We start from the raw sequence: 25,601 nt of genomic DNA, 5'->3' as shown, positions 1-25,601 counted from the left end.
AAATAAAAAGAATGCCAAGCCAGCCAAACTCATTGTTCCCCTCTCCAGACCGTCATAACGCCATCGGTTTCGGCGCACGCCTCTCGGCGATTGCGCTGCTGGTCACGTTGCTGGCCGGGTGTGATAACAGCGCCGCCAAGAATGCGGCCCCCCCGCCGCCTGCCGTCAGCGCCGCCGACGTGGTAATCAAACCCATCAGCCAATGGGATACCTTTAATGGCCGAATCGAAGCGGTGCAAAGCGTGCAGTTGCGTCCGCGGGTTTCCGGCTATATCGACAAGGTGAATTACACCGAAGGCGATGAAGTCAAGAAAGGTCAGGTGCTGTTTACCATAGACGATCGTACCTACCGCGCCGCGCGCGAACAGGCTCAGGCCGAACTGGTGCGGGCGCGCAACCAGGCCGCGCTGGCGCGCAGCGAATCCAGCCGTACCGAGAAGCTGATTGGCAGCCAGGCGATTTCGACCGAGGTATGGGAACAACGTCGCTCCTCCGCCGCACAGGCACAGAGCAACGTTTTAGCGGCCCAGGCCCAGTTCGACATGGCACAGCTAAATCTCGACTTTACCCGAGTGATCGCCCCGATCGACGGTCGCGCCAGCCGCGCCATGATCACTGCCGGTAATCTGGTCACCGCCGGCGACAGCGCCAGCGTGCTCACCACGCTGGTCTCGCTCGATAAGGTGTATGTCTATTTCGACGTCGATGAAGCCACCTTCCTGCGGTACCAAAACGATGGCCGACGCACGGCAAAACTGCCGGTGAAGGTCGGGCTGGTGGGCGAAGACGGCTATCCGCATCAGGGCGTGGTGGATTTCACCGATAACCAACTGAACGCCGGCACCGGCACCATTCGTATGCGAGCCCTGCTGGAAAACGCCGAGCGCCGCTTTACGCCAGGGCTGTTTGCACGGGTGCAGATGCCCGGCAGCGCCGTGTTCAACGCCATGCTGATTGACGACAAGTCGGTAATGACCGATCAGGACCGCAAGTTTGTTTATATCGTCGATAAAGACGGCAAGGCGCAGCGCCGAGACATCGAGGTCGGCCGCGTGGCTGACGGACTGCGCATTGTCCGCAAAGGCCTGTCTGCGGGCGATCGGGTGATCGTCGACGGTATGCAAAAAGTGTTTATGCCGGGCATGCCGGTTGCAGCAAAAACCGTGGCGATCAACGCCGATGCTTCCGCGCTTAACTAAGCCCCAGCAGGAATTCTGAGCCATGGACTTTTCCCGTTTTTTCATCGACCGACCGATTTTTGCCGCGGTGCTGTCGATCCTGATTTTTGTCGGCGGCGTGATTGCCATCCCGCTGTTGCCGATCAGCGAGTACCCTGACGTCGTGCCGCCCAGCGTGCAGGTGCGCGCAGAATACCCGGGCGCCAACCCGAAAGAGATTGCCGAAACGGTAGCAACGCCGCTGGAAGAAGCGATCAACGGCGTCGAAAATATGATGTACATGAAGTCGGTAGCCGGTTCCGACGGTGTCCTGGTAACCACCGTCACCTTCCGCCCGGGAACCGATCCTGACCAGGCACAGGTGCAGGTGCAAAACCGCGTGGCGCAGGCCGAAGCGCGCCTGCCGGAGGATGTGCGTCGCCAGGGGGTAACCACCCAGAAGCAATCGCCGGCCCTGACGCTGGTGGTGCATCTGGTCTCCCCTTCCGGCAAATACGATTCACTGTACCTGCGCAACTACGCCACCCTGAAGGTCAAGGATGAACTGGCTCGTCTGCCGGGGATCGGTCAGGTACAGATCTTCGGTGCGGGCGAATATGCGATGCGCATCTGGTTGGATCCGAACAAGGTCGCTTCACGCGGGCTGACGGCCTCTGACGTGGTTACCGCCATGCAGGAGCAAAACGTGCAGGTTTCCGCCGGCCAGTTGGGGGCGGAACCTATGCCGACCCGCAGCGATTACCTGCTGTCGATCAACGCGCAGGGCCGCCTGCAGACCGAGGAAGAGTTCGGTAATATCATTCTTAAAAGCGGCGACAACGGCGAGATCGTCCGCCTGCGTGACGTGGCGCGTATTGAAATGGGTTCCGGCAGCTATGCGTTGCGTGCCCAGCTCAATAATAAAGACGCGGTCGGGATTGGTATCTTCCAGGCACCGGGTGCCAATGCCATCGAACTGTCCAATGCGGTGCGGGCCAAAATGGCCGAGCTGTCGACCCGCTTTCCGGACGGCATGAGCTGGGAATCGCCGTACGACCCTACGGTGTTCGTGCGCGATTCTATCCGCTCGGTAATAGATACCCTGCTTGAAGCGGTGCTGCTGGTGGTTCTGGTGGTCATCCTGTTCCTGCAGACCTGGCGCGCGTCGATCATCCCGCTGCTGGCGGTTCCGATCTCCATTGTCGGCACCTTTGCTGCGCTCTATCTGTTGGGGTTCTCGCTCAATACGTTGAGTTTGTTCGGGCTGGTGCTGGCCATCGGTATCGTGGTCGACGATGCCATCGTGGTGGTGGAAAACGTCGAGCGTAATATTGAAGAAGGTCTGTCGCCGCTGGCGGCAGCGCATCAGGCAATGCGCGAAGTCTCCGGCCCGATTATTGCCATCGCCGTGGTGCTGTGCGCCGTGTTCGTCCCGATGGCGTTTCTTTCCGGCGTTACCGGCCAGTTTTATAAGCAGTTTGCCGTCACTATCGCCATTTCGACCGTGATTTCCGCCATCAACTCGCTGACCCTGTCACCCGCATTGGCAGCGCTGCTGCTCAAACCGCACGGTGCGCCGAAGGACATGCCGTCACGCCTGATTGATCGGTTATTCGGTTGGCTGTTCCGCCCGTTCAACCGCTTCTTTGCCAACAGTTCGCAACGTTATCAGCGTGGGGTTTCACGTGCGTTAGGCAAGCGTGGCGCGGTATTTGTGGTGTACGTGCTGTTGCTGTGTGCCGCCGGGGTGATGTTTAAAACCGTGCCGGGCGGATTTATCCCGACTCAGGACAAACTTTACCTGATTGGCGGGGTGAAAATGCCGGAAGGTTCGTCACTGGAGCGTACCGATGCGGTGATCCGCAAGATGAGCGCTATCGGCCTGAGCGTCGACGGCGTAACCGATGCAGTCTCCTTCCCCGGTTTGAATGCGTTGCAGTTCACCAATACGCCCAACACCGGTACCGTGTTCTTTGCGCTTGAATCGTTAAGCACCCGCACCCGCAGTGCGGCGCAGATTAACGCCGAAATTAACGCCAAGATTTCACAGATCCAGGAAGGCTTCGCCTTCTCGATCATGCCACCGCCCATTCTCGGCATCGGTCAGGGTTCCGGGTATTCGCTGTATATTCAGGATCGTGCCGGTCTGGGGTATGGCGCGCTGCAGACTGCGATCAATACGATGTCGGGTGCCATCATGCAAACGCCGGGCATGGGCTTCCCTATTTCGTCTTATCAGGCCAACGTGCCGCAGTTGGACGCAAAAATTGACCGCGACAAGGCCAAGGCGCAAGGCGTACCGCTTAACGCATTGTTCAGCACGCTGCAGACCTACCTTGGTTCGTCATACATCAATGACTTCAACCGCTACGGTCGCACCTGGAAAGTGATGGCCCAAGCTGATGGTCAGTTCCGCGACAGCGTGGAGGATATCGCCAACCTGCGCACCCGTAACGATAAGGGTGAAATGGTGCCAATTGGCAGCATGGTCAGCATCAGCACCACCTACGGCCCGGACCCGGTGATCCGCTACAACGGTTTCCCGGCGGCGGACCTGATTGGCGATGCCGATCCTCGAGTGTTGTCATCGTCACAGGCAATGAGTGAACTGACCAGCATGGCCAATAAGCTGTTACCGAACGGTATGAACATCCAATGGACCGACCTGAGCTACCAACAGTCAACCCAGGGCAATGCGGCGATTATTGTGTTCCCGGTGGCGGTACTGCTGGCCTTCCTGGCATTGGCGGCGCTGTACGAAAGCTGGACGCTGCCGCTGGCGGTGATCCTGATCGTGCCGATGACCATGCTGTCGGCGCTGTTCGGCGTCTGGCTGACCGGCGGCGACAACAACGTGTTCGTCCAGGTAGGGTTAGTGGTATTGATGGGGCTGGCCTGTAAAAACGCCATTTTGATTGTCGAGTTCGCCCGCGAACTTGAGCTACAGGGCAGAAGCATCATGGAAGCGGCGCTGGAAGCCTGCCGTCTGCGACTGCGGCCGATCGTGATGACCTCTATCGCCTTTATCGCCGGAACCATTCCCCTGATCCTGGGGCACGGCGCCGGGGCCGAAGTGCGCGGCGTCACCGGTATTACGGTGTTTGCCGGCATGCTGGGCGTCACGCTGTTCGGGTTGTTCCTGACCCCGGTGTTCTACGTGACCCTGCGTCGTATGGTCACACGTAAGGCACGTCAGCAAACGGCCTAATCTTCCGTTTGTATCAGCCATAAAAAAGCCCGGTTTAAACACCGGGCTTAGTCTGATGACAAACACCCGAAAAATGGGATTTTCGGATGTTTGAGGTAGTTCAGAAGACATAATTCTTTGTTTTTATTCGTCCCAAGAGCAGATTTTTTAACGGCAAAGGACTTTGTCAGCCATAAAAAAGCCCGGTTTAAACACCGGGCTTTTTCTTTGTTTTAGCGTTTAGCGTGATTTATTTTTCCGCTGTCTCTGCATCCTGACCGGCACGCGCCATATATTCCGCACAGGCACGCTTGTCGCCCCGCTCCAGCTCGGCCAACGCGTCGGCTACCGTATGGCGCGCCAGTACTTCCAGCGACGCTTCTTCCGCTTCGTTTACCACCGACTTGAAATACCAACAGGCATTGGCGCTGACCAGGCAGCGGGCCGGCACTTCCGGCCGGGCGGCCCAGATGCGCTTATCGTCAATCACGGACAGGTAAATATCTCGCAGGGTGATCTGCTCCACCGGGCGCCCCAGGTGAATCGAACCATTACGGCCGAGGGTAGAAACGATGATGCCATTTTTGGTCAAGGGCACCATCAGCTTGCGGATAAAACTGGGATTGGCTTCCAGACCGGCGGCAAGGACCGCGCTGGTCGAACGCACGCCCAGCTTTTCAGCCACGGCTACGCTAAGTACCATTTGCAACGCTGTCGGAAAGCGAAAATCTAACATGTTTTTATCTCTGTCTCCGGGAGACCCAATTCTCAGGTTTGGCCGGGGTGGCATCACGCCACAACACCCGCTCAATTGCACAATAATATAACAAACACTGTTGCACTATTGAAGTTATGCCCGGATAAATCGCACGGATACATTAGTGCGGGAAATAGCGTCAGTACTGGCCTGACGGCAAAACGGCGGGGAGTAAATAGACAGAAACCCGCGCCAATATTAATGCCGCTCGCTTAACTGAGTTAAACGATCAGAACTAACACTGTTCGCGGGTTTAATTCTTATCGGGCGATCAGGCTTTGTTCAGCACCAGCTGGCCGCTTTTATCCAGCGGGATCTGGGTGCCGGGATCGTGATCCATGCGGATCTTGCCCTGCTGATTGCCAATCTTGTAGGTCACGTCGTAACCCAGCATTTTCTGTGATTTGTCGTAGACCGTTTTACAACGCTGCTGCGTGCTGGTGGTGGTGTCGTTATTCTGCATCGCCCCCTGCACCTGGTTACCGGCATAGCCGCCGCCCAATGCGCCGACGACCGTCGCGACGTCACGTCCACGCCCCCCACCGAACTGATGACCGATGACGCCGCCGGCGACCGCACCCAGCACGGAGCCGGCAAGACGATTCTCGTCCTGTACTGGCGCACGGTGAGTGACGGTCACATTGCGACATTCCTGACGCGGGGTCTTGATGGTTTCTTTGATCGGCGTGGCAGCGAGTACCTGCGCGTATTGCGGACCGGAAGAGAAAACGTCAAGACTGGCAACCGCAGCAATACCCAGAGCGGCTGCAATACCAATACCCACACCGGCTAACATTGACTTGTTCACAGGAAATCCTCCTGAAAGTGTTACCACGCATTTGTACCGGGGACTTTACCGACATTGCACCGCGCTTATTATTTTGCGCATTGGCGGCACGTGGTATTCCGGTTTACGGCGTGCGCGACGCGCCGTCTGTAAACGAGAGAAAGTCTGCACAATGTTCCAGAACCTCGCAATAAGACAATGTGACCAAAAATGCCGGAAATCCCACTTACCCCCAGTGTTTAGGAGGATTCTTAAGACTTTTACCCATAACGACGGGACATTGTGCTGAATAATCAGCTGCTGCCTCCCCGTTCTTGCGGCTGTAGGCATAAAAAAACCCACGCGGGCGAACCGGCGTGGGTGGTCGATAACGGGGCGGTTAGTGCATTTTCAAACGCGGGCGGATCACCCGGTTAATGCCGCCAACCAGCATCATCAGGCCGGTTTTGATGTAGCCGTGCAAAGCGACCTGGTGCATACGGTACAGCGAGATGTAAACAAAGCGCGCAATGCGGCCTTCCACCATCATCGAACCGCGCATCAGGTTGCCCATCAGGCTGCCCACGGTGCTGAAGCGGGACAGAGACACCAACGAACCGTGGTCTTTATACACGTACGGCTTCAGCGTCTGGCCGTTCATCAGCGCCAGAATGTTGGTAAAGCAGCGTGATGCCATCTGGTGCGCCGACTGGGCGCGCGGCGGTACAAAACCACCGCCCTCTTTCGGGCAGGAAGCGCAGTCGCCGATGGCGAAAATGTTCGGATCGCGCGTGGTTTGCAACGTTGGCTCTACCACCAGCTGGTTGATGCGGTTGGTTTCCAGCCCGCCGATGTCCTTCATAAAGTCCGGCGCCTTGATACCGGCCGCCCACACCATCAGATCGGCATCGATAAATTCGCCGCCTTTGGTATTCAGGCCGTTGGCATCCGCGCTGGTGACCATGGTGTTGGTCAGCACGCGCACGCCCAATTTGTTCAGTTCCTGATGTGCAGCAGCCGAAATACGCGGCGGCAGCGCAGGCAGAATACGCTCGCCCGCTTCGACCAGCGTCACGTTCAGTGCACTGTTGTCCAGGCCTTCAAAACCATAGCTGTGCAGCTGTTTCACCGCATTATGCAGTTCGGCGGACAGCTCAACGCCAGTGGCACCGCCCCCAACAATAGCGATATTCACCCGCTCTTTTTGCCCCGGCTGCGCCGAGAACTTGAGGAACAGGTTCAGCATCTCGTTGTGGAAACGTCGCGCCTGGTGCGGGTTATCCAGGAAGATACAGTGATCTTTTACGCCAGGAGTGCCAAAGTCGTTCGAGGTACTGCCCAGCGCCATCACCAGAATATCGTAAGACAACTCGCGCTCAGGCACCAATTCGCCACCCTGCTCGTCGCAGATTTGCGCCAGGTGCAGCGTTTTGGTTTCACGATTGATGTTGGTCAGCGAACCCAGTTGGAAGCTGAAAGAGTGATTGCGCGCATGCGCCAGGTAGCTCAGCGCGTCAACGCCATCATCAAGGGAACCGGTTGCGACTTCATGCAGCAAAGGTTTCCACAGATGGCTGTGGTTACGGTCCACCAACGTGATTTCAGCTTTATGCTTACGACCGAGTTTATGGCCCAGGCTGGTCGCCAGTTCCAGACCACCGGCGCCACCACCCACGATGACGATTTTTTTCTTTGGCGTTGTCAAAATAACCCCCTAAATGTGAACCAATTGTTGCCCAAGGGTAAAGAAATAATATCCTTAGAATACATAGGGTTCGCGTAAATTAAACCTGCTATCTAAAGCCAGAATAGCATGGGGGGTTATTTGGTAATACCAAAATTGATGTACATCAAACTTTTTTGGTTAAAGGCTGGACGAAGGGAAATTTTGAGGATTGTGATTCAAATAGTTAGCGCTGGGTCACAGTTTCAAATTTTACCGTCCAACTGGCCAAACGGCGCTTTTTGACCACGAAATACCGCAATGTTTGCCTGTAAAAAGCAATCATTGCGGCGACATCGCGCGTTATAAAACTGTTAAACCAGGGTCTTGAACGCCTTGATACGCTGCAGGTGAGGCGAGATATTTTTGAACTTGTGCGTCTGCTGTTCATCCCAGACGATTTCATAGTATTTGTGCAGCAGTTCCGCACTGCGCTGGCTGTCCAACACCTCGTCGTGGCGGGAAAGCACCGCCAGACAGCGATCGCGATTTTTCTCGCGGAAGTCCTCGACACACTTGGTGGCGATGTCACGGTACTCTTCCGGCCGGTCGATTTTGCCCTGCATATGTTCTTCAGGATACAGATTGGGGTTGAAGATCACCTGTCGGATGCCGCACAGAAAGCCGATACGTTCGGCCCAAAAGCCCCCCAAACCCACCCCACAGATCAGCGGATGTTTATCCCCTTCCTGCTGAACCGCCTTGTCCACCTCTTTCAACAAATGCTGCATGTCATGGCGTGGATGCAAGGTGCTGTAGCTGATAAAGCGCACGTCCGGATCGATAAACTGGAGCTGTAACACCTTTTCATGATTGCCGGGACTGGTTGAATCGAAGCCATGTAGATAGATAATCATGTGGATCCTCGCAACAAGCTGAGGGCTGCGCCGCAGCCCTCATCGTTTACGCCGCATTACGACGCCCTGGGTTCACCCCGCATTACGCTGTTTGTGCTCCTCCCAGCGTTCGCTGAGCGCATTGAGTTCCTTATGCGCCTGCTGCCAGCGCGCAGAATCACGCAGCGCCTGACGGGTGAACTGACCGCGATGATATAACTGCTTCACCCTGTCTGCTTTGACCGGGGACAGGTTATCCAGCACGCTGACCGCCCCTGCGCGGTTATTGCACACCAGGATCATGTCACAGCCGGCATCCAGTGCCGCCTGGCCACGTTCGGCATAACTGCCCATGATCGCCGCCCCTTCCATTGACAGGTCGTCCGAGAAAATGACGCCGTCAAAGCCCAACTCCTGACGCAGGATCTGCTTTAACCAATAAGGGGAGCCGCTGGCCGGACGCGGGTCTGCTTCAGTATAGATGACGTGCGCCGGCATTACGGCGTCCAGCAGTTGACGGTTAATCAATTCGCGGAAGATCGCCATATCATGTTCGCGGATCTGCGCCAGTGGACGTGGATCGCGCGGCGTTTCTTTGTGCGAATCCGCGCTGACGGCACCGTGCCCCGGGAAATGCTTGCCGGTGGTTTTCATACCGGCACTGTGCATGCCCAAAATGAACTGCTCAGCCATCACCAACGCCTGCGTTGGATCGCTGTGGAACGAGCGTTCACCAATCGCGGCGCTGACATGGCCAATATCCAGCACCGGCGCGAAGCTGATGTCGATATCCTGCGCGATCATTTCCGCGGCCATCAGCCAACCGGCCTCCTGCGCCAGACGCTTGCCCTCATGGGCAGAATTCAGGGCGGCAAATGACTGTGCCGCCGGCAGGCGGGTAAAACCTTCGCGGAAACGCTGAACGCGGCCGCCTTCCTGATCCACCGCCACCACCAGCCGATCGTGGGAAGCCTCGCGGATCTGCCGCACCAGCTCACGCAGCTGCTGTGCATCGTGGAAATTGCGGGTGAAGAGGATCAGGCCGCCCACCAGCGGGTGTTTTAAGATCTCACGTTCTTCTGCGTCCAGCTCATAGCTGGCGACATCTAACATTACTGGGCCCACGGCCACCTCACTTCATTATTCATTTATACCTGTCTACTTGAAGCTGCCTCTTTGTTGGCTGCGCCTGCACACCCCAGTCACATAGTTATCTATGCTCCTGAGGACTTACAGACTGGCCGCCTCAATGCAACTCCAATTATTTTAGGTATAGAACATGGGATGTTAAACAAAAACGCCGGTGCAACACTGCGCCCCAGCGCAAAAATTCAGGATCGCCGGTCTGTTGCCAGCGCACTTCAAACCAGAGCAGCATCAGGTAATCCACCCACGGCAGCCAGCGCTGAACCTGCCTGCGCAGCAAGGGCAAATCAAGGTAACCGATGCGAGCATAATGCTGCAAAAATTGCTGTCGGCGCGCGGGTGACCAGGCGTTACTGCAAAACAGCGCGGCAATGTCTAACGCAATATCGCCGTCTGCCGCATACTCCCAGTCAATCAGCCGCAGATTTTCGCCCTGAACGATCAGATTACCCGGATGAACATCCATATGCAGCGGCGCCAGTTTCAACGGCGTTGGTGTGCGGCGGTGCTGAAAGTGTTGATGCAACCGCAGCCAGGCCGGCGTCAAACGCCGACCATCCAATTGCTGCCAATAACGGGCAAATTGCCAAGGCAGGTTCAACGGGTAGCCGCTGGGAGGTTGCCGATGCAAACCGGCCAGCAACGCCGCCAAATCGCCCTGCTCATTGAGGCGAGAAAAATCCGCATCTGTGACAACGTCACCATCAAGCCACTGCAGGATAATCCACTGATTATTTTGCACTAAAACCTGTGGCCCGATGTCCTTCCCACGGCGATGCAGCACTCGCGCCTCGCGCCGACGGCTGACGCCCAGCGCACTTTTCTCTGGGCTTTGCTGACGCGCCAACAGATGTACACCTTCGCCTTCAATACGCCAACTTTCACCGGTCAGGCCCTGCACCGGGCTGAAACGACAACCGGCGGTTTTCACCGCCGGCAGTTCGTTCTCAATCAGTGCTCGCAACGTGGCTTCAGTGTTTGACGGTGCCATTGCCTGACCAGACGATTTCACCGGTTTGCACCAGCATCAGTTGCATATCTAACGTTGGGGACTTCACGTCGCCACTGACGTCGCTGTACAACACGTACTGTGCACTGACGATCCGCGCCAGACCGATGGCTTTGCTGCGTGAACCCAGGCTGTCATCCGCCGACAGGCCCAGCGTCTGTTTGGCACTGACCAACTGCGCTTCCGGCACGATGGAGAAGGTTTGATTGGATACCAACGCCTTGTGCAGTGCCGAGGTCGCTTTCGCCGTCTGCAATGCACCGTTGGTGTTGTTCTTCACGCTGTCGAGCAACAGCACGCTGCCTGGATTGACGCCATCGGCTTTCAGCATCTGGTTCACCAGCGGCTGTACGCTGCCAAGCCAATCGAGCTGCTGAATTTTCGGCGGTTGCGGTACCGGCTCGCTAACCGGCGGTTGTGGCTGCTCGATCGGCGGCGTTACCGGCTCAACCGTCACCGGCGGCTGCGGTTGCTCCGGTTCCGGCGGACGCGATAAACAGCCGGTTAACGTCAACGCGGCCAGCGCCACAAATAGATACTTTTTCATTAATCCCTCTCCCACTGAACCAAGAGTTTACAAGAATAGGTACAGACGCACGCGTTTGGCATCGAGGTTGCCGTTAAGCGAGTAAATAGTGGCGTCTGAATTTGGCGCAATAGTGATGGTGCGCGGCGCCTCAAAAGGCCGGATATCCAGCCCCTGATCGTCATACCAGTAAAAACGATAGTGTACCGTTACCGGTGTGGATTGGCTGTTACTGAGTTCCGAGGTAGCCATCACGCGCCCGGAAGCGTCCGAAATCGACGGATTATCGGCCAGAATGCCCGCGGTCAGCACCGGCGAATCCATCACTACCGTCTGTCGGTCGTTGACCGCGATGCCTTTCGGGCTGCTGCAGCCCATTAAAATAACGGCGGGTAACGCCAGCGCCATCAGACAACGCAGGGATTTGCTATAGCGCATGATTGACCTCGGTTAGCGTGACAGCAGCGGCCCCAATGAACGGCCACCGACCAGATGCATATGAATATGATAGACCTCTTGGCCGGCATGGCGATTGCAATTGACTATCAGACGGTAGCCATCTTCGGCAATGCCTTCCTGCTCGGCAATTTTTGCCGCGGCGGTGATCATGCGGCCGAGAGCCGCTTCGTGCTCGACAGTCACGTCGTTAATCGTAGGGATCAGCACATTCGGGACGATCAAAATATGGGTCGGAGCCTGAGGTGAAATGTCGCGAAAAGCGGTGACCAGTTCATCCTGGTAGACCACATCAGCAGGGATTTCGCGGCGGATAATTTTACTGAAAATCGTTTCTTCGGCCATCTGGCGTTCCTTGTAGAGGGAAAAAAGCTGTACGCAGTATGAGTGACAAATTCTACTGCTTTCAACCTGATTGCGCACTTTCCGCGTTGAGTGATGCAGAATCAGGCAACCAGCCAGAATAATTACGCCGTTCCGGGCAGCGCATATCCGATTTTTTCACTTTGGTTATTCACTATTGTTGCTTTACTTGCCCGCGGCCGCCGCCAATAGTAACCCTATGATTAGCAACGGATAGAAATAACATGCAATTCAAAACACTGGCGCTGGGGGCGCTGTTGCTGTGCGGCCATGCCGTGGCTGAACCCCAAAGCATTATCGATCTGCAAGCCAACCAACAACATGTGCGAGCGGCGAAGAACCCGGCTGCCATCGCCTTGATCCCAGCCAATTACCCTTTTGCCGTGCCGGGCAAGTTAACCGTCGCAGTGGCGTCTGAAAATTCCCCGCCGCTGGCGCTGTTTGCCGAAGACAATAAAACGCTGATTGGCAGCGACCCGGATATTGCACAACTGGTGGCAGACAGCTTGGGGCTGGAATTAAATCTGGTGCCCACTTCCTGGGAGGATTGGCCACTCGGGATCAGTTCCGGCAAGTATGACGCCGCAATTTTCAATATTGCCGTGACCAAACTGCGCAAAACCAAGTTTGATTTCGCTACCTATCGGGTGGATACGCTGGGCTTTTACGTAAAATCCACCAGTAAAATCAATTCAATCAATCAACCCGCAGACGTTGCCGGGCTGCGAATCATTGTCGGTTCCGGCACCAATCAGGAAAACATCCTGCTCGGCTGGGACAAGCAGAACCGCGCCAACGGCCTGCCGCCGGTGCAACCGATTTATGTCACCGACGATGCTGCCGCCAACCTGAGCATTCAGTCCGGGCGCGTCGATGCCTACTTCGGCCCCCATTCCACCGGAGCCTACAAGGCGGCGCTGACCGGCAAAACCAAAATGGTTGGCATCGGCCCGAACGTGGCCTATGTGGCGGTCACCACTAAAAAAGACAATGGCCTGGTGGCGGCCATCAACGCCGCCATCAATGGGGTGATCGTCAGCGGCGAATACGCCCAGGTGCTGGATCGCTGGGGTGAGCACGATGAAAAGGTCCCGCGCTCAGCCATCAATCCGCCGGGTATCGGCGACTAATCCTCAATTAACTGGGGTGCGTGTGTCCGCATCCAGTTAGCCAAAGAGTCGAGCGTCGGGCGCAGCGTTTTGCCCAGCGACGTAATTTGATATTCAACACGCGGCGGGACCTCCGGAAACACCTGCCGCGTGACCAGACCGCGCTGCTCAAACTGTCGCAGTTGGCGCGTCAACTCTTTCTGAGCAATCGGCGCTACCGCACGTTGCAGTTCACTGAAACGCACCGGGCTGTCGATCAAGATCAATCGGTAAAGGATGGGAATCGCCCACTTCCCTGCAACCAGATTCACGAAGTCCACCATCGGACAAGGTTCGCCCGCTGTCGGCAACCCGGCTAAATTTTTTTCCGTAGCAGAAAGCCCAGCTTTGCTCATTTCATCCCTCTTCGCCCGTTAGTATCCAAAAGGTGCCTACTATGCAAAGGATACTATAGCGCAAATAATGGCCTTATCGACAATAAACAGGAGTGGGCTATGTCACGACTACAGGGCAAATACGCGTTGATCACCGGCGGCACCAGCGGCATTGGTTTGGAAACGGCGCGTCAGTTTATCGCTGAGGGTGCCACCGTGGCGATCACCGGCCGCAGCCAAAGCGGCCTCGCGGCAGCGGGAAAAGAACTGGGTGACGTGTTGCTGTTACGCAGCGACGCCGGAGATATCGCTGAACAACGCACATTGGCGCAGCAGTTGGCCAACCACTGGCCGCGCCTCGACGTGCTGTATATCAACGCCGGTGACGTCACGCACCATCCTTTGCAGGAGTGGGATGAACAAAGTTATCAGCGACTGATGGACATCAACCTGAAGGGGCCGTTCTTCCTGATCCAGGCGCTACTGCCACAGCTGGCTAATCCGGCGTCGATTATTTTGTGCGGCTCGGTCAGTGCACATATCGGGCTGCCATTAAGCAACGTTTACGCCGCCAGCAAGGCCGGGCTGTTATCGCTGGCCCGAACGCTTTCCGGCGAACTGCATCCGCGCGGCATCCGGGTTAACGGCCTCAGCCCCGGCCCGACAGAAACCCCGGCGCTGGGCAAGCTGGGGCTAAATGATGCCGATGAACAGGCCCTGCGCGACGAGATCCGCGCTCTGGTGCCTATCGGCCGCATGGGTACGGCATGGGAGCTGGCAAAGGCGGCAGTCTTCCTGGCATCGGATGAGTCCGCCTTTATGGTGGGCAGTGAGTTGCTGATCGACGGTGGCGTAGGGAATCTTTAGTCGTGTTGATAATCTGAAAATAAAGACCGCTCTCGCGGTCTTTATTTAATAATTACTCAGCCCACTCCCTGAATAGGGTTGGTATTAAATGTATAAACTACAATTTTCCAATGCCCCTGCTGTTTTTCTAAAATAAAGACTTCTCGATTCAAATCAATTAGCGTTGCGCCATCGCTAATTCGACTAACCGTCGCCCCACGGTGATGGTGAGTACGCACATAAGCCATATTGCCGTTAACGTGAACGCTGTCATAGGCGAATTCTGTTTCAAACTTCTCTTTCTTAAATAAGTCGTCATATTGCTGGCGGCGTTTTTCGCTAGTGTCCGCGGTTGGCTTTTCATTCCATTGTGAGTAACTCTCACTCGCGAACAACGATAAAATAGTGTTGGTATCACCCGCATTAAGCGCAGTCTGGTAGCGATTTATCGTATCGTAAACGGCTTTTTGTTCCGCCGCTATACCAGCATCAGCAGAAACCTTATAACTTTGATGCGCCAGATTATTTTCAGCCGCGTAGGCTTGAGTGAACAAACCTGGCCCCACCAGCAATAAAGCAGCGATTATTTTTTTCATTGAATATCCTTAACACATTATATTTAACCATGCGGTAAATTACGTCATCATTAAACGACAGATGATGAAAATAATTTAATCAACTTCGCACCTGATTGACAGTGGGCAAATTTAAAAATATTCTTTTAAAAATTTAAATAATGGACGTAGCCAAAATGAATGAATTGCACGCCCTGCGCGTTTTCTGTCAGGTAGTGGAAATGGAAGGGTTCAGCCAGGCTGCAACTAAACTGGGTTTATCACCCGCCAGCATCACTTACAGCATTAACCAGCTCGAGAAGCAGTTTCAACAGCCGCTTTTTAAACGCTCAACCCGCCGTTTTTCGCTGACTGCGGCCGGTGAGCGCTGCTATCGTTCGGCGCAAGAGATATTGCAGCAGTTTGATCGACTGAAGAACGATATGTCGGATGAATTTGAACAACCCCGCGGCCCCTTGCGCGTTGAGATTGCCTCGATGCTCAGCAGTATGCATATCGCCCCTGCACTGCCGGCATTTCTGGCACAGTATCCGGAAATACAGCTCAGCGTGTCGGTAAACGATCGGCTGGTCAATCCGGTAGAGGATCGTGCAGACGTGTTTATTCGAATCGGCGCCAACGATGTTCCGGATATGGTCAGCCGCAAACTATTCCAACCGCACTACCTGTGTTGCGGTTCAAGTGTCTATTTTGACCATTATGGCCGGCCGGAACACCCGCAACAGTTGCAACAACATGTGCGGCTTGGTTTTATCCGCTCAGGTGAAGCAATGGCAGATCCGTGGCAATTTATTCGTAACGAGCAAGTCTATCAACTGTCCCCCAGCCCACTGCTAAGTTTTAATCATTCGCAGTCTTTATGCGAAGTGGCCAAAAACCATCTCGGACTGGTCTATTTGCTGGATTGCACGTTAGAAAGTTACCTGCTGGCGGGGACACTGGAGCCGGTCTTACAGGAATGGGCTCCCGTTGGCGCCCCCGTCAATATCCTTTACCCACGGTTGCGCGACCGCAGCCATAAAATACGCGTATTCGTCGACTTTATCAGCACGCTTTTTTCCGGGAAGCAAGAAAAGGGATCGGCGTAATCTGAGGTGAAAAACTCAATGAGATGAGACGGATAACTACGCCAACCCTGCCTTTTCTACCTTAAATGAAAGGTTAGGCCATAAAACTGTTTGCAGGACCCCGAATATTATAAATATGCGAATTACTTCTCATGAAACAGTTTTACATGTCCGCTTAGAAATGAATGATTCCGTTTACATCAACGCCACCGCAGCCGCTGGAAGCCAGGCCTAAACTGTATGAACAGGGCGTATTGCGGATCCCAAACCGCCAGCCGTTAGTAGACTGACTTAAGGCTATCCCTCCCCCCTCAATTGTTTATCACTGATAACGCTATGGCCAAACCACCGTATGCCATACGCATTAAAGGACATTGAGATCATGAAAATGAAAGTCGTTACTCATGCCACACTGGTCATCCTGCCTCTGTTGTTAAGCGGGCTCGCGCGGGCCAACGATCAAACCATTCCCTGGGCGGAAAATACCGGCGGTGTGGAGTCTAATCATATTGCTGCCGTTGGCCAAAACCTGAATGCCGCTCACCAACAGGTCACCAAGACTCAGGAAGGCGTATGGGCGGCAAATACCGGCAGCATCTCCGACGATGAGAAGGCTCTGACCCAGGGACAAAACCCAACGCCAAAAACGACGCCTTAACGGGAGCTCGCCGTTGCCAGGCCGTGACACTGGGTTGCACGGCTTGGTATCAGCCCAGACCGGGAATGGCGACACCGAAAGTTTGCAGCAGCAGCACCATGTTGAGCAGAATAATAATCACCGTACCGATGATCGACACCAGGCTGGTCAGGCGGCTATTCACGAACTCGCCCATGATGTCGCGGCGACGCGTGAACATCACCAGGGCAATCATCGGCGCCGGCAGCGCCAGGCTCAATACGACCTGGCTGTAAACCAGTGCGTCGGTGGCGTTAACCCCCAGCGCTACCACGATGAACGCCGGCACCATGGTGACCATGCGGCGTACCCATACCGGGATACGGAAACCGACAAAGCCCTGCATGATCATCTGGCCTGCCATCGTCCCCACTACCGAGCTGGAAATGCCGGAAGCAATCAGCGACATCAGGAAGATACCCGCCGCCGCAGCGCCAAACAGCGGCGTCAGCGTATGGTAGGCGGTGCCAATCTCCGCCACGTCGCTGTTACCGGCATGGAAGGCGCTGGAGGCCATAATCACCATGGCAATATTCACCAGCCCGGCGACAGATAAGGCAATCACCACCTCAATATTGGAAAAGCGCAGCAGTTTACGCCTTTCACCACTGTCACTGGCTGGCGCACGGTGCTGAGTCAGCCCTGAGTGCAGGAAGATGGCATGCGGCATCACCGTGGCGCCGATAATCCCCACCGCGATGGTCAACGCCTGTGCATCCGGCAACTGCGGTGTAACCATGCCCATGCCCGCCGCAGCCCAGTCCACCGGTACAATGAACATCTCGACCAGGTAACACAGGGCAATAATCGCGACCAGGCCGCCGATCATCAGCTCTACCGGGCGGAACCCCTTTTTCTCCACCATCAGCAAAGCGTAGGTAATGACCGCGGTCACCCCCATTCCCGGCAACAGCGGCATATGGAACAGCAAGGCAAGCGCTATAGCCCCGCCGAGGAACTCCGCCAGATCGGTTGCCATCGCCGCCACTTCACTGAGCAGCCACATGCCGATCACCACCGGGCGCGAAAATTGATCGCGGCACATCTCTGCCAGATTGCGTTGAGTGACGATACCCAACTTGGCCGACAGCGCCTGGAACAGCATGGCGATCAGGTTGGCCATCACCACCACCCATAGCAGGCTATAGCCGTATTTCGAGCCGGCCTGAATATTGGTGGCGAAGTTACCGGGGTCCATATAAGCAATGGAGGCAATCACCGCAGGCCCGGCGAACAGCAGCGGCGTGAATGCGCCACGCTTGCGCCCGGCAAGCGCGTTACCTATCGCCGTATTGGTTCGTTCGGTTAACGATGTGGTGGTTGCCGCATCACGCATGGTTTACCCTCAATCTTTTTCTGGTTATTTTTCACCCAACACTCTCAGCAATGTAGCATCGGCTACACTTTATGCAAAATGGAAGATACTCTACCTTTGTGTACAAATATTTCTAATTTCCACCCAATGCGTCTGGCGAATTGATAATGCGTCGCCTTTGGACTAACGTATGGCGGAACTGCATTAATCTGCAACTCACTGGATTTACGTTTAAAGGACGTCTCAGAATATGGCAACAAGCGCACCAGATGACGCCGACCGCCCCGTCGTGGCCGAAATGCCAGACGAGGCTGAACATGCCCTGCGCTTCACCCGCGCTCGAGAGGCGCAGTCCAATGCGCTGATTGAAGATTATGTCGAGCTGATAGCCGACCTGCTGGTCACCACCCGCGAAGCAAGAACCACCGATATCGCCAAACGTTTCGGTGTGTCGCACCCGACCGCGATCAAGAACATTGCCCGGCTGAAGAGTGCAGGTCTGGTGGAGTCACGGCCTTATCGAGGGGTTTTCCTGACGGAGGAAGGTGAACAACTGGCGCAGAAGGTACGCCGTCGTCATCGGATAGTCGTCGACCTGCTGGTGTGCCTTGGGGTACCGAACGAAACGGCGGAGTTGGACAGCGAAGGGATCGAGCACCACATTTCCAGCGACACCCTGGCGGTGTTTGAACAGTTCCTGCAAAAACACGCGGAAAAATAGCGCCTCCCGGCTCTTGCTTTCTCTTCAGTCTTAAGGACCCCTGGCTGCGCCGGCGGCTTGAGACACAATAGGTCTTTCACCCAGTGAGAAAACGCTGGGTGAAATGCAGAGGCTGGAATACTCAACTTCTACATTTGACCAGCAGTGCTAAGGGGAAGTCATTGCATACATGACTACCGAACCAAGGGCATTGTTTCTCTTCTCTACAAAGATCTCGTTATCGAACGCATAGTTACCCGCGGGATGACATATTCTTATGTTCGTCCCCAGGTCCGGATCGTCAACATCGGCGCCAGCACAGCTTTTCCTGCTGCCTTCAGCATAAGAGTAAACCGCCGTGTAGGTCACGACCGGCCCTGGCAGCAGGTAGGTCATGGTGATTAATGCCATAGCAAAGACAAAGAACAAAACAATGCAGGCCCCGCCATAAAACTTGAGATAATCAATGTGCTTATTGCTTTTTACGGCGCCACGGCCAATAGCGTAAATTGAAATAAACAAAGCCAGTATCATCGCTGCAACGATCATATAGCGCGTTGTCGAGACACTGAGAAAAGTAATGCGGTAAACCTCTCTATGCCACCACATCACTCCATACACCAACCCTAAAAAAGCGATGGTCGCAGAAAAGAGAAAAGGATAAGAATACTTTTTCACGCTCCAAAATCCTTCTGGCAGATCACCTACTCATTGAAGTAAAACCATTATCTTTGTTGGCACTGCCACATGCAATCATCCCGACGGGTTGCACCACGTTAGTAGAAAGTGGCCTTCAGAGATTTATTTAAAAGCCGACAAAAAACCAATAAAAAAGGGAGGCTTTCGCCTCCCTTAAAACTCCCCTGCCTGACCTGAATTAATGGTTACGGATGTACTCGTCCATATCCGTTTTCAGGTTGTCAGATTTGGTGCCAAAGATAGCCTGAACACCCGAGCCTGCGACGACAACGCCGGCAGCACCCAGTTTTTTCAAGCCAGCCTGGTCAACCTTGCTCACGTCCGCCACGCTAACGCGCAGTCGAGTGATACAGGCATCCAGGTTGGTGATGTTCTCTTTACCACCGAAAGCCTGAACCAGTGCTGCAGACATTTCAGAACCGCCCTGGGCAACCTGCTCAGAAGCCGTGTCTTCGCGACCTGGTGTTTTCAGATCCAGTTTGGCAATCAGCACGCGGAAGATGGTGTAGTACACCAGACCGTAGATGATACCGACCACTGGGAACAGCCAGATTTTGCTGCTGTTACCGCTCAGTACGATAAAGTCGATCAGACCGTGCGAGAAGCTGGTGCCGTCACGCATCCCCAACAGGATACAGATCGGGAACGCCAGGCCAGCCAGAATGGCGTGGATTGCGTACAGGATCGGCGCAACGAACATGAAGGAGAACTCGATCGGTTCGGTGATACCGGTCAGGAACGAGGTCAGCGCAGCGGAGATCATGATACCGCCGACTTTTGCGCGGTTTTCCGGCTTGGCCGAGTGCCAGATGGCAATCGCAGCAGCAGGCAGACCGTACATTTTGAACAGGAAGCCACCGGACAGTTTACCCGCAGTCGGGTCACCCGCCATATAACGTGGGATGTCGCCGTGGAATACCTGGCCCGCCGCGTTGGTGTATTCACCAATCTGCATCTGGAAAGGTACGTTCCAGATGTGGTGCAGACCAAACGGCACCAGCGCACGTTCAACCACGCCGTAGATACCAAATGCCACTACCGGGTTTTGATACGCAGCCCACTGGGAGAAGGTCTGGATAGCCGTACCGATAGGAGGCCAGATGAAGGACAGCACAACGCCCAGAACGATTGCCGCCAGGCCGGAGATAATCGGCACAAAGCGCTTACCGGCAAAGAAGCCCAGGTATTCCGGCAATTGAATGCGGAAGAAGCGGTTAAACATATAGGCCGCGATGGAGCCGGAGATAATCCCCCCGAGCACACCGGTATCCGCCAGGTGTTTGGCCGCGATCTCTTCAGCCGGCAGGTGCAGCACCAAAGGCGCTACTACCGCCATGGTTTTCACCATGATGCCGTAAGCCACTACTGCGGCTAACGCGGAGACACCGTCGTTATTGGTGAAGCCCAGGGCAACACCGATGGCGAAGATCAGCGGCATGTTGGCGAAAACGGAACCGCCGGCTTCCGCCATCACGTGGGAGACTACCGCAGGTAGCCAGCTAAAGTTGGCGGAACCGACGCCCAGCAGGATACCTGCGATAGGCAATACGGACACCGGCAGCATTAGCGACTTACCTACTTTTTGCAGGTTTGCAAATGCGTTCTTGAACATAGTTGAGTGTGCTCCTGAGTAATAGTGCTTTGCTACTTTCCGCGATTCTTCGCGTTGCAAGGGGGGGAGAAAAAACCCCTGCAATTCAGGGTGTCTGAGCACCCCTTGAATTTTTACGCAGAGTAAAATAAATAGGCTGCGCAATGTTTGATGGCAGTCACGTTTCAATGAACAAAACCGGGTATTTTTCTTAAATCGCCTATTTTTTGTCAAAAAAGAGGAAAAAACGCCCGCACCTCGCCCTAAAACGGGTGGGAACATTACCCGTTTCGGCGATTAATTACGAGCTTAAAAAAAATTCCAGAATCGATGACTACAGCTATAGCCTAGGCCAAAGATCAGAGTTCGATGTGAAATAAGCGTGAAAAGTTGGCGGTGGTGGCTTCGGCCAGCGTTTCCAGGCTCACGCCCTTCAATACTGCCATGTATTCAGCCACATCGCGCACGTAGGCAGGTTGGTTTTCTTTGCCGCGGTGCGGCACCGGAGCCAGATACGGCGAGTCGGTTTCCACCAGAATGCGGTCCAGCGGCACATAACGCGCCACATCACGCAGCTGCTCGGCGTTGCGGAAGGTCAGGATGCCGGAAAAGGAAATGTAGAACCCCAAGTCCAACAGGGCTTCGGCCGTGGCGCGATCTTCGGTGAAGCAATGCAGTACACCGCCACAGTCCTGGGCATTTTCTTCCCGCAAGATCGCCAGCGTGTCTTCACGCGCATCACGGGTATGCACAATCACCGGTTTGTTCAGATCGCGACCGATGCGGATATGCTCACGAAACGAGGCTTGCTGCAGTTCAAGATTGTCTTTTTGATAGAAATAATCCAGCCCGGTTTCCCCCAGCGCCACCACCTGCTCTGCCGCCGCTAAACGGCGCAGTTCCGCATAGTCGTAGCCGCCTTCCAGATTGAGCGGATGCACACCGCAGGAGAAAGCCACGTCGTCGCGTTGGCCAATCAACTGCGTCATGGCCTGATAGCCCGGCAAGGTGGTAGCGACCGCCAGCACGTAACCGACATCGCACGCCTTGGCTTTGGCCAGTGCGTCATCCACGTTTTGGTGCAGGGTTTGGTAATCCAGGCCATCGAGGTGGCAATGAGAATCTACTAACAACATAATATTTAACTCTTTTACAGCGAATGAGGGTGAGAATAGCCGGTAGCGCCGAGCATCTGCTCCCAGCCAAGTAACTGTTCTGTCAGCAGCAGTTCACGGTTAACGCCGACCACGCTGAGCAACTGGTGGCGGCAATTAAGCCATTGTTGCACCACTTGCTGCAGCGAGTTGCTGCTCAAACGGCTGGCCAGTTGGTGCACCAAGGGTTGCTGATCTTGGTTGAGGGCAAAACTCGCCGCCCCCTGCTGCCATTTCATCGCGTCGACCAGCAATGCGCATAACCAGTGTAGCCGCTCGGCGACGTCTTCGTGATTCAACACCGGCAGCAAGGACAGCATGTCATGCTGCGGCAAAGCAGCGCTCAGGGCGGCACACAGCGCGCTACGCTGCTGCCAACGTTCCGGCTGCAACAACTGCTCGGCGGCCAGAGGAGCGCCATCATGCAGACGCAATGCGGTCAGCAGATCGACCTGATTACCCGACGTCTGTCGGTTTAACCACTGCAGGCTGAGCTGTTCGTCCGGGCTGGCGAGGTGCCAGTACAAACAGCGGCTGCGCAACGTCGCCAACAGGCGGGAAGGCTCACGGCAGCTCAGCAGGAAATAGGTTTTTTCCGGCGGCTCTTCCAATGTTTTCAACAACGCATTGGCGGCCGCCTCGGTCAGCAGCTCCGCCTGCGGCAACCAAATCACCTTGGCTCCGCCCTGCTGGGCATGGGAGTAAAGGATCTCAATCACCTGACGAATGGGCTCCACGCCCAGACTGCTTTTGCCCTTTTCCGGCGTCAGCACATGATAATCCGGGTGATTGCCCGCCAGCATTAACCGGCAGCTATGGCATTCACCGCAGCTTTTCTCTCCGTTACGGCGCTGGCAAATCAGCCAACGGCTCAGCCCATAGGCCAGCGCTTCTTCGCCATTGCCCGCCGCTGCGTGCAGCAGCAAGGCATGATGACCGCGATCGGCAGCATATTGCCCGACCAACTGCCGGTAAGGGGTATTCAGCCACGGGTACCAGTTCATTACGCGCCTTCCTGCTGCAGCCATTGGCTGACGCTGTGACGAATCGCTGCCGTCACCTGCTCCAGCGATTGGGCCGCGTCAACGGTGACAATGGACTCGTCCTGCGCCGCCAGTTCCAGGTAGCGCGCGCGGGTGCGTTCAAAGAACGGCAGCGCCTCTTGTTCGATGCGATCCAATTCGCCGCGTGCGCGGGCACGTTGCAACCCCACTAACGGCGGCAAATCCAGATACAGCGTCAGGTCCGGGTGAAAATCGCCCAGCACGGTGTCACGCAGCGAGGCCATAAGTTGCTGATCGACACCGCGACCGCCCCCCTGATAGGCCTGAGAAGACAAATCGTGACGATCGCCAACCACCCAGGCACCACGCGCCAACGCAGGTTTGATCACCGTTTCCACCAATTGCACGCGGGCTGCGTACAGCATCAGCACCTCGGCTTTGATGGTCGGCAGCTCACCGTCCACGCCGCGCTTGAACAGGTCGCGCAGCTTTTCTGCCAACGGCGTGCCACCGGGTTCACGGGTAAAGACAATATCGTTGATGCCGTGCTGGCGCAGTACGTCAACCACGGTATCGCGAGCGGTAGTTTTGCCCGCGCCCTCGAGCCCTTCGATAACCACAAATTTACTTTTCATTCTTTTCCTTCAACGCCTGGCGATAGGCGCGCACCGCCTGATTATGGCTGGCCAGGTTAGTGGTAAATTGATGCCCGCCTTTGCCGTCGGCAACAAAGTACAGATAAGGGGTTTTCGCCGGATTGGCGGCGGCGGCCAGCGAAGCCTTGCCAGGCATGGCAATCGGCGTTGGCGGCAGGCCGTTGATCACATAGGTGTTGTACGCCGTCGGCGTTTCCAAATCTTTGCGGGTGATATCGCCATTATAGCTATCGCCCATGCCGTAAATCACCGTTGGGTCGGTCTGCAAACGCATGCCAATGCGCAGGCGGTTAATAAAGACGGAAGCCACCTTGGTGCGTTCTTCCGGCACGGCGGTCTCTTTCTCAATGATCGAGGCCATGGTCAGCAGCTCTTCGGGCGTTTTGTACGGCAGGCTGGTGTCGCGACCTTGCCAGGCATCTTCCAGTGCCTTGGTCATTCGCAAATGAGCACGCTTTAGCAACGCAATGTCGCTCATGCCCGCCGTGTACAGGTAGGTATCGGGGTACAGGCGCCCTTCAGGATTAGTCCCCTCCGGTAAGCCCAACGCCACGGCAATTTCCGTTTCGCTTTTGCCCGCCAGCGTATGTTTGAGGTATTTGGACTGTTGCAGCACCGCCAGCCAGTCACGCAGGCGAGAGCCTTCGATAAAGCGCGCGCTGAACTGGGCTTCTTTGCCGCTGGCCAGCAGTTTGAGCATCTCGCGCACCGTCATGCCAGGTGTAAAGCGGTAGGTACCGGCCTTAAACTCCGCCAGCTGCGGCTCCACACGCAGCAGCCACGGGAACCACATGCCGTTGCGGATCAGCTTGTCACGAACCAGCAGCCCTTCCAGCGCTACCCGTCCGGTACCCGCCGGCAGTTTAAAAATGGCTTCCTGCTGGATCGCCAGAGGCGTATCCGCGAAGCGTTCAACCTTCTGATATCCCCACAACAGCAGGCCCAATACCAGAACAACAATAATAGAAACGAACTTCAGCTTTCTTTTCTTCATCAATCAGCCATCGTTAACAGTGTGGGCGCAAAAAATCATAGAGTTGGCGCGAAGAGTAATGCCAGGATTGCGCGATGTTCACCGGCAGCAATGGCATTAGCGCATTGCTCACCAGCACTTCTTCGGCGTCGGCCAGCGTCTCCAGTGGCTCACTGACGTAATGTAATGAGTACCGGCTGCCCGCGAGCAGCTCAATCACCCGGCGCCGCATCAGTCCAGCCACGCCCGCCTGGCTCAGATCCGGCGTGAAGACCGCTTTTCCCTTTCGCCAGAACAAATTAGCCGCACAGCATTCCACCAGCATACCGGCAGTGTCAAGCACCAGCGCCTCGTCGGCGGCCGTCTGGTCAAGATGCGCGCGGATCAACACCTGCTCCAAACGATTCAGGTGTTTCAACCCCGCCAGCAGCGGATGACGAGCCAGCGTTACCGGGCTAAGCGCCAGGCTGATGCCCTGCTCGCGCCATTGCAAATAGTGCATCGGGTAGGCGCTGCGAGAAACAATCCGCGTAGGATGCTCACATCCTTTTGGACTGTAACCTCGCCCACCGCTGCCGCGCGTCAGTATCGCTTTGACCACGCCCTGCGGGATAGATTCTGCCGCGCGCACCATTTCATATTCCAACGCATCCCAGTCACAGGCAGGCAGCATCAGCCGCTGTGCCGACTGCTGCAGACGTTCGATATGCCAGGGCAGCAGATCAATCTTGCCCTCAACCACTCGTGCGGTAGTGAAACAGCCGTCGCCAAACTGCAAGCCGCGATCGCTTGGCGCCAGCGCATCGTGTTGCTGCCCGTTTATCCAGTACATAGACTTCCCCTGACCGCTTTGGTTTCCACTACAGAATAACAGGCGCCGACGCCATTAGCAGCAGTTGGCCGCTCGACAAAAGCATCGCCTAGCCGGGCCCCGGC

Annotated in this window: 26 protein-coding genes; 7 read left to right on the top strand and 19 right to left on the bottom strand. The window is 55.7% G+C overall.

What is annotated here, in order from left to right; genetic code table 11:
- Positions 1–11 precede the first annotated feature (11 nt).
- Positions 12–1,199 carry an efflux RND transporter periplasmic adaptor subunit gene (locus tag H0S68_RS09375; RefSeq protein WP_262032821.1) on the top strand — a complete coding sequence of 396 codons (1,188 nt, stop codon included), beginning with the start codon at positions 12–14 and terminating at the stop codon, positions 1,197–1,199.
- 22 nt (positions 1,200–1,221) lie between these two features.
- Positions 1,222–4,365: a multidrug efflux RND transporter permease subunit SdeB gene (gene sdeB / locus H0S68_RS09370; protein WP_116690743.1), complete on the top strand. Its 3,144-nt coding sequence runs from the start codon at positions 1,222–1,224 to the stop codon at positions 4,363–4,365.
- Between the two features lie 229 nt (positions 4,366–4,594).
- Here the strand turns inward: sdeB and H0S68_RS09365 are convergent, their stop codons facing one another.
- The 9 genes from H0S68_RS09365 to hinT all read right to left on the bottom strand — a co-directional run bounded on the left by H0S68_RS09365 (position 4,595) and on the right by hinT (position 11,908).
- Positions 4,595–5,080 carry an RrF2 family transcriptional regulator gene (locus H0S68_RS09365; RefSeq protein WP_020826363.1) on the bottom strand — a complete coding sequence of 162 codons (486 nt, stop codon included), beginning with the start codon at positions 5,078–5,080 and terminating at the stop codon, positions 4,595–4,597.
- A 292-nt stretch (positions 5,081–5,372) separates the two neighbouring features.
- Positions 5,373–5,909, bottom strand: a complete 537-nt coding sequence (locus tag H0S68_RS09360) for a glycine zipper 2TM domain-containing protein (protein ID WP_169534192.1) — start codon at positions 5,907–5,909, stop codon at positions 5,373–5,375.
- 358 nt (positions 5,910–6,267) lie between these two features.
- Positions 6,268–7,572: an NAD(P)/FAD-dependent oxidoreductase gene (locus H0S68_RS09355; protein WP_020826361.1), complete on the bottom strand. Its 1,305-nt coding sequence runs from the start codon at positions 7,570–7,572 to the stop codon at positions 6,268–6,270.
- A 332-nt stretch (positions 7,573–7,904) separates the two neighbouring features.
- Entirely contained in the window at positions 7,905–8,447 is a 543-nt protein-coding gene (gene ycfP, locus H0S68_RS09350) for an alpha/beta hydrolase YcfP (protein WP_044549850.1), read from the bottom strand.
- A gap of 72 nt (positions 8,448–8,519) precedes the next feature.
- Complete coding sequence (gene nagZ / locus H0S68_RS09345) at positions 8,520–9,539, bottom strand: beta-N-acetylhexosaminidase (RefSeq protein ID WP_046373903.1); 1,020 nt, start codon at positions 9,537–9,539, stop codon at positions 8,520–8,522.
- 148 nt (positions 9,540–9,687) lie between these two features.
- Entirely contained in the window at positions 9,688–10,563 is an 876-nt protein-coding gene (thiK, locus tag H0S68_RS09340; protein WP_410529330.1) for a thiamine kinase, read from the bottom strand.
- Complete coding sequence (lpoB, locus tag H0S68_RS09335) at positions 10,544–11,128, bottom strand: penicillin-binding protein activator LpoB (protein WP_201895389.1); 585 nt, start codon at positions 11,126–11,128, stop codon at positions 10,544–10,546. Before lpoB ends, thiK begins: the two co-directional genes overlap by 20 nt.
- 27 nt (positions 11,129–11,155) lie before the next feature.
- Positions 11,156–11,545, bottom strand: a complete 390-nt coding sequence (locus tag H0S68_RS09330) for a YcfL family protein (RefSeq protein WP_020826356.1) — start codon at positions 11,543–11,545, stop codon at positions 11,156–11,158.
- 12 nt (positions 11,546–11,557) lie between these two features.
- Positions 11,558–11,908 (bottom strand): purine nucleoside phosphoramidase, encoded by a 351-nt coding sequence (gene hinT, locus H0S68_RS09325; RefSeq protein ID WP_020826355.1) that lies wholly within the window; start codon positions 11,906–11,908, stop codon positions 11,558–11,560.
- A 242-nt stretch (positions 11,909–12,150) separates the two neighbouring features.
- Between hinT and H0S68_RS09320 the strand changes: the two genes are divergently transcribed.
- Positions 12,151–13,056, top strand: coding sequence for an ABC transporter substrate-binding protein (locus H0S68_RS09320; RefSeq protein WP_020826354.1), 906 nt, complete (start codon positions 12,151–12,153; stop codon positions 13,054–13,056).
- Here the strand turns inward: H0S68_RS09320 and H0S68_RS09315 are convergent.
- Positions 13,053–13,430 (bottom strand): winged helix-turn-helix transcriptional regulator, encoded by a 378-nt coding sequence (locus H0S68_RS09315; RefSeq protein WP_075207786.1) that lies wholly within the window; start codon positions 13,428–13,430, stop codon positions 13,053–13,055. The two genes, H0S68_RS09320 and H0S68_RS09315, sit on opposite strands and share 4 nt — an antisense overlap.
- Positions 13,431–13,529: 99 nt before the next feature.
- Here H0S68_RS09315 and H0S68_RS09310 point away from each other — a divergent pair, with 99 nt between their 5' ends.
- On the top strand, positions 13,530–14,276 hold the full coding sequence (locus tag H0S68_RS09310) for an SDR family oxidoreductase (protein ID WP_201895390.1): 747 nt from the start codon (positions 13,530–13,532) through the stop codon (positions 14,274–14,276).
- 56 nt (positions 14,277–14,332) lie between these two features.
- Here the strand turns inward: H0S68_RS09310 and H0S68_RS09305 are convergent, their stop codons facing one another.
- Positions 14,333–14,851, bottom strand: a complete 519-nt coding sequence (locus H0S68_RS09305) for a YybH family protein (RefSeq protein WP_201895391.1) — start codon at positions 14,849–14,851, stop codon at positions 14,333–14,335.
- A gap of 155 nt (positions 14,852–15,006) precedes the next feature.
- Between H0S68_RS09305 and H0S68_RS09300 the strand changes: the two genes are divergently transcribed.
- Complete coding sequence (locus tag H0S68_RS09300; RefSeq protein ID WP_201895392.1) at positions 15,007–15,918, top strand: LysR family transcriptional regulator; 912 nt, start codon at positions 15,007–15,009, stop codon at positions 15,916–15,918.
- Between the two features lie 361 nt (positions 15,919–16,279).
- Positions 16,280–16,555, top strand: coding sequence for a hypothetical protein (locus tag H0S68_RS09295; RefSeq protein WP_116690748.1), 276 nt, complete (start codon positions 16,280–16,282; stop codon positions 16,553–16,555).
- Positions 16,556–16,604: 49 nt separating this feature from the next.
- Here H0S68_RS09295 and H0S68_RS09290 read toward each other — a convergent pair whose 3' ends face one another.
- Positions 16,605–17,909 carry an Nramp family divalent metal transporter gene (locus H0S68_RS09290; RefSeq protein WP_020826348.1) on the bottom strand — a complete coding sequence of 435 codons (1,305 nt, stop codon included), beginning with the start codon at positions 17,907–17,909 and terminating at the stop codon, positions 16,605–16,607.
- Positions 17,910–18,138: 229 nt separating this feature from the next.
- Between H0S68_RS09290 and mntR the strand changes: the two genes are divergently transcribed.
- Complete coding sequence (mntR, locus tag H0S68_RS09285; protein WP_020826347.1) at positions 18,139–18,609, top strand: manganese-binding transcriptional regulator MntR; 471 nt, start codon at positions 18,139–18,141, stop codon at positions 18,607–18,609.
- A 147-nt stretch (positions 18,610–18,756) separates the two neighbouring features.
- On the opposite strand, the gene H0S68_RS09280 is transcribed toward mntR, so the two are convergent.
- From H0S68_RS09280 to pabC, 7 genes are all read right to left on the bottom strand, one after another.
- Entirely contained in the window at positions 18,757–19,266 is a 510-nt protein-coding gene (locus H0S68_RS09280) for a hypothetical protein (RefSeq protein WP_130015541.1), read from the bottom strand.
- A gap of 199 nt (positions 19,267–19,465) precedes the next feature.
- The gene (gene ptsG / locus H0S68_RS09275; protein WP_020826345.1) at positions 19,466–20,899 is read right to left on the bottom strand and encodes a PTS glucose transporter subunit IIBC; all 1,434 of its coding nucleotides are present in this window, start codon (positions 20,897–20,899) and stop codon (positions 19,466–19,468) included.
- 338 nt (positions 20,900–21,237) lie between these two features.
- Positions 21,238–22,014: a metal-dependent hydrolase gene (locus H0S68_RS09270; protein WP_128864214.1), complete on the bottom strand. Its 777-nt coding sequence runs from the start codon at positions 22,012–22,014 to the stop codon at positions 21,238–21,240.
- A gap of 14 nt (positions 22,015–22,028) precedes the next feature.
- Positions 22,029–23,036 carry a DNA polymerase III subunit delta' gene (gene holB / locus H0S68_RS09265; protein WP_048762083.1) on the bottom strand — a complete coding sequence of 336 codons (1,008 nt, stop codon included), beginning with the start codon at positions 23,034–23,036 and terminating at the stop codon, positions 22,029–22,031.
- Complete coding sequence (gene tmk, locus H0S68_RS09260) at positions 23,036–23,671, bottom strand: dTMP kinase (RefSeq protein ID WP_020826342.1); 636 nt, start codon at positions 23,669–23,671, stop codon at positions 23,036–23,038. The genes holB and tmk overlap by 1 nt, the downstream gene beginning before the upstream one ends.
- Positions 23,661–24,686 carry an endolytic transglycosylase MltG gene (mltG, locus tag H0S68_RS09255; protein WP_020826341.1) on the bottom strand — a complete coding sequence of 342 codons (1,026 nt, stop codon included), beginning with the start codon at positions 24,684–24,686 and terminating at the stop codon, positions 23,661–23,663. Before mltG ends, tmk begins: the two co-directional genes overlap by 11 nt.
- 13 nt (positions 24,687–24,699) lie before the next feature.
- Positions 24,700–25,497 (bottom strand): aminodeoxychorismate lyase, encoded by a 798-nt coding sequence (gene pabC / locus H0S68_RS09250; RefSeq protein ID WP_020826340.1) that lies wholly within the window; start codon positions 25,495–25,497, stop codon positions 24,700–24,702.
- Between the last annotated feature and the right edge of the window lie 104 nt (positions 25,498–25,601).

The organism is Serratia sp. AXJ-M (assembly GCF_046531865.1).
Taxonomy (GTDB): domain Bacteria; phylum Pseudomonadota; class Gammaproteobacteria; order Enterobacterales; family Enterobacteriaceae; genus Serratia; species Serratia liquefaciens.
The sequence above is the reverse complement of the archived record's forward strand: the minus strand, read 5'-3'. Positions and strand labels throughout refer to the sequence as shown.

What these genes read in the sequence shown, in the direction of transcription:
- H0S68_RS09375 (WP_262032821.1), top strand. Translation starts at nt 12, where the DNA reads ATGCCAAGCCAGCCAAACTCATTGTTCCCCTCTCCAGACCGTCATAAC.
- sdeB (WP_116690743.1), top strand. Translation starts at nt 1,222, where the DNA reads ATGGACTTTTCCCGTTTTTTCATCGACCGACCGATTTTTGCCGCGGTG.
- H0S68_RS09365 (WP_020826363.1), bottom strand. Translation starts at nt 5,080, where the DNA reads ATGTTAGATTTTCGCTTTCCGACAGCGTTGCAAATGGTACTTAGCGTA.
- ycfP (WP_044549850.1), bottom strand. Translation starts at nt 8,447, where the DNA reads ATGATTATCTATCTACATGGCTTCGATTCAACCAGTCCCGGCAATCAT.
- nagZ (WP_046373903.1), bottom strand. Translation starts at nt 9,539, where the DNA reads ATGTTAGATGTCGCCAGCTATGAGCTGGACGCAGAAGAACGTGAGATC.
- thiK (WP_410529330.1), bottom strand. Translation starts at nt 10,563, where the DNA reads ATGGCACCGTCAAACACTGAAGCCACGTTGCGAGCACTGATTGAGAAC.
- lpoB (WP_201895389.1), bottom strand. Translation starts at nt 11,128, where the DNA reads ATGAAAAAGTATCTATTTGTGGCGCTGGCCGCGTTGACGTTAACCGGC.
- H0S68_RS09330 (WP_020826356.1), bottom strand. Translation starts at nt 11,545, where the DNA reads ATGCGCTATAGCAAATCCCTGCGTTGTCTGATGGCGCTGGCGTTACCC.
- hinT (WP_020826355.1), bottom strand. Translation starts at nt 11,908, where the DNA reads ATGGCCGAAGAAACGATTTTCAGTAAAATTATCCGCCGCGAAATCCCT.
- H0S68_RS09320 (WP_020826354.1), top strand. Translation starts at nt 12,151, where the DNA reads ATGCAATTCAAAACACTGGCGCTGGGGGCGCTGTTGCTGTGCGGCCAT.
- H0S68_RS09315 (WP_075207786.1), bottom strand. Translation starts at nt 13,430, where the DNA reads ATGAGCAAAGCTGGGCTTTCTGCTACGGAAAAAAATTTAGCCGGGTTG.
- H0S68_RS09310 (WP_201895390.1), top strand. Translation starts at nt 13,530, where the DNA reads ATGTCACGACTACAGGGCAAATACGCGTTGATCACCGGCGGCACCAGC.
- H0S68_RS09305 (WP_201895391.1), bottom strand. Translation starts at nt 14,851, where the DNA reads ATGAAAAAAATAATCGCTGCTTTATTGCTGGTGGGGCCAGGTTTGTTC.
- H0S68_RS09300 (WP_201895392.1), top strand. Translation starts at nt 15,007, where the DNA reads ATGAATGAATTGCACGCCCTGCGCGTTTTCTGTCAGGTAGTGGAAATG.
- H0S68_RS09295 (WP_116690748.1), top strand. Translation starts at nt 16,280, where the DNA reads ATGAAAATGAAAGTCGTTACTCATGCCACACTGGTCATCCTGCCTCTG.
- H0S68_RS09290 (WP_020826348.1), bottom strand. Translation starts at nt 17,909, where the DNA reads ATGCGTGATGCGGCAACCACCACATCGTTAACCGAACGAACCAATACG.
- mntR (WP_020826347.1), top strand. Translation starts at nt 18,139, where the DNA reads ATGGCAACAAGCGCACCAGATGACGCCGACCGCCCCGTCGTGGCCGAA.
- ptsG (WP_020826345.1), bottom strand. Translation starts at nt 20,899, where the DNA reads ATGTTCAAGAACGCATTTGCAAACCTGCAAAAAGTAGGTAAGTCGCTA.
- H0S68_RS09270 (WP_128864214.1), bottom strand. Translation starts at nt 22,014, where the DNA reads ATGTTGTTAGTAGATTCTCATTGCCACCTCGATGGCCTGGATTACCAA.
- holB (WP_048762083.1), bottom strand. Translation starts at nt 23,036, where the DNA reads ATGAACTGGTACCCGTGGCTGAATACCCCTTACCGGCAGTTGGTCGGG.
- tmk (WP_020826342.1), bottom strand. Translation starts at nt 23,671, where the DNA reads ATGAAAAGTAAATTTGTGGTTATCGAAGGGCTCGAGGGCGCGGGCAAA.
- mltG (WP_020826341.1), bottom strand. Translation starts at nt 24,686, where the DNA reads ATGAAGAAAAGAAAGCTGAAGTTCGTTTCTATTATTGTTGTTCTGGTA.
- pabC (WP_020826340.1), bottom strand. Translation starts at nt 25,497, where the DNA reads ATGTACTGGATAAACGGGCAGCAACACGATGCGCTGGCGCCAAGCGAT.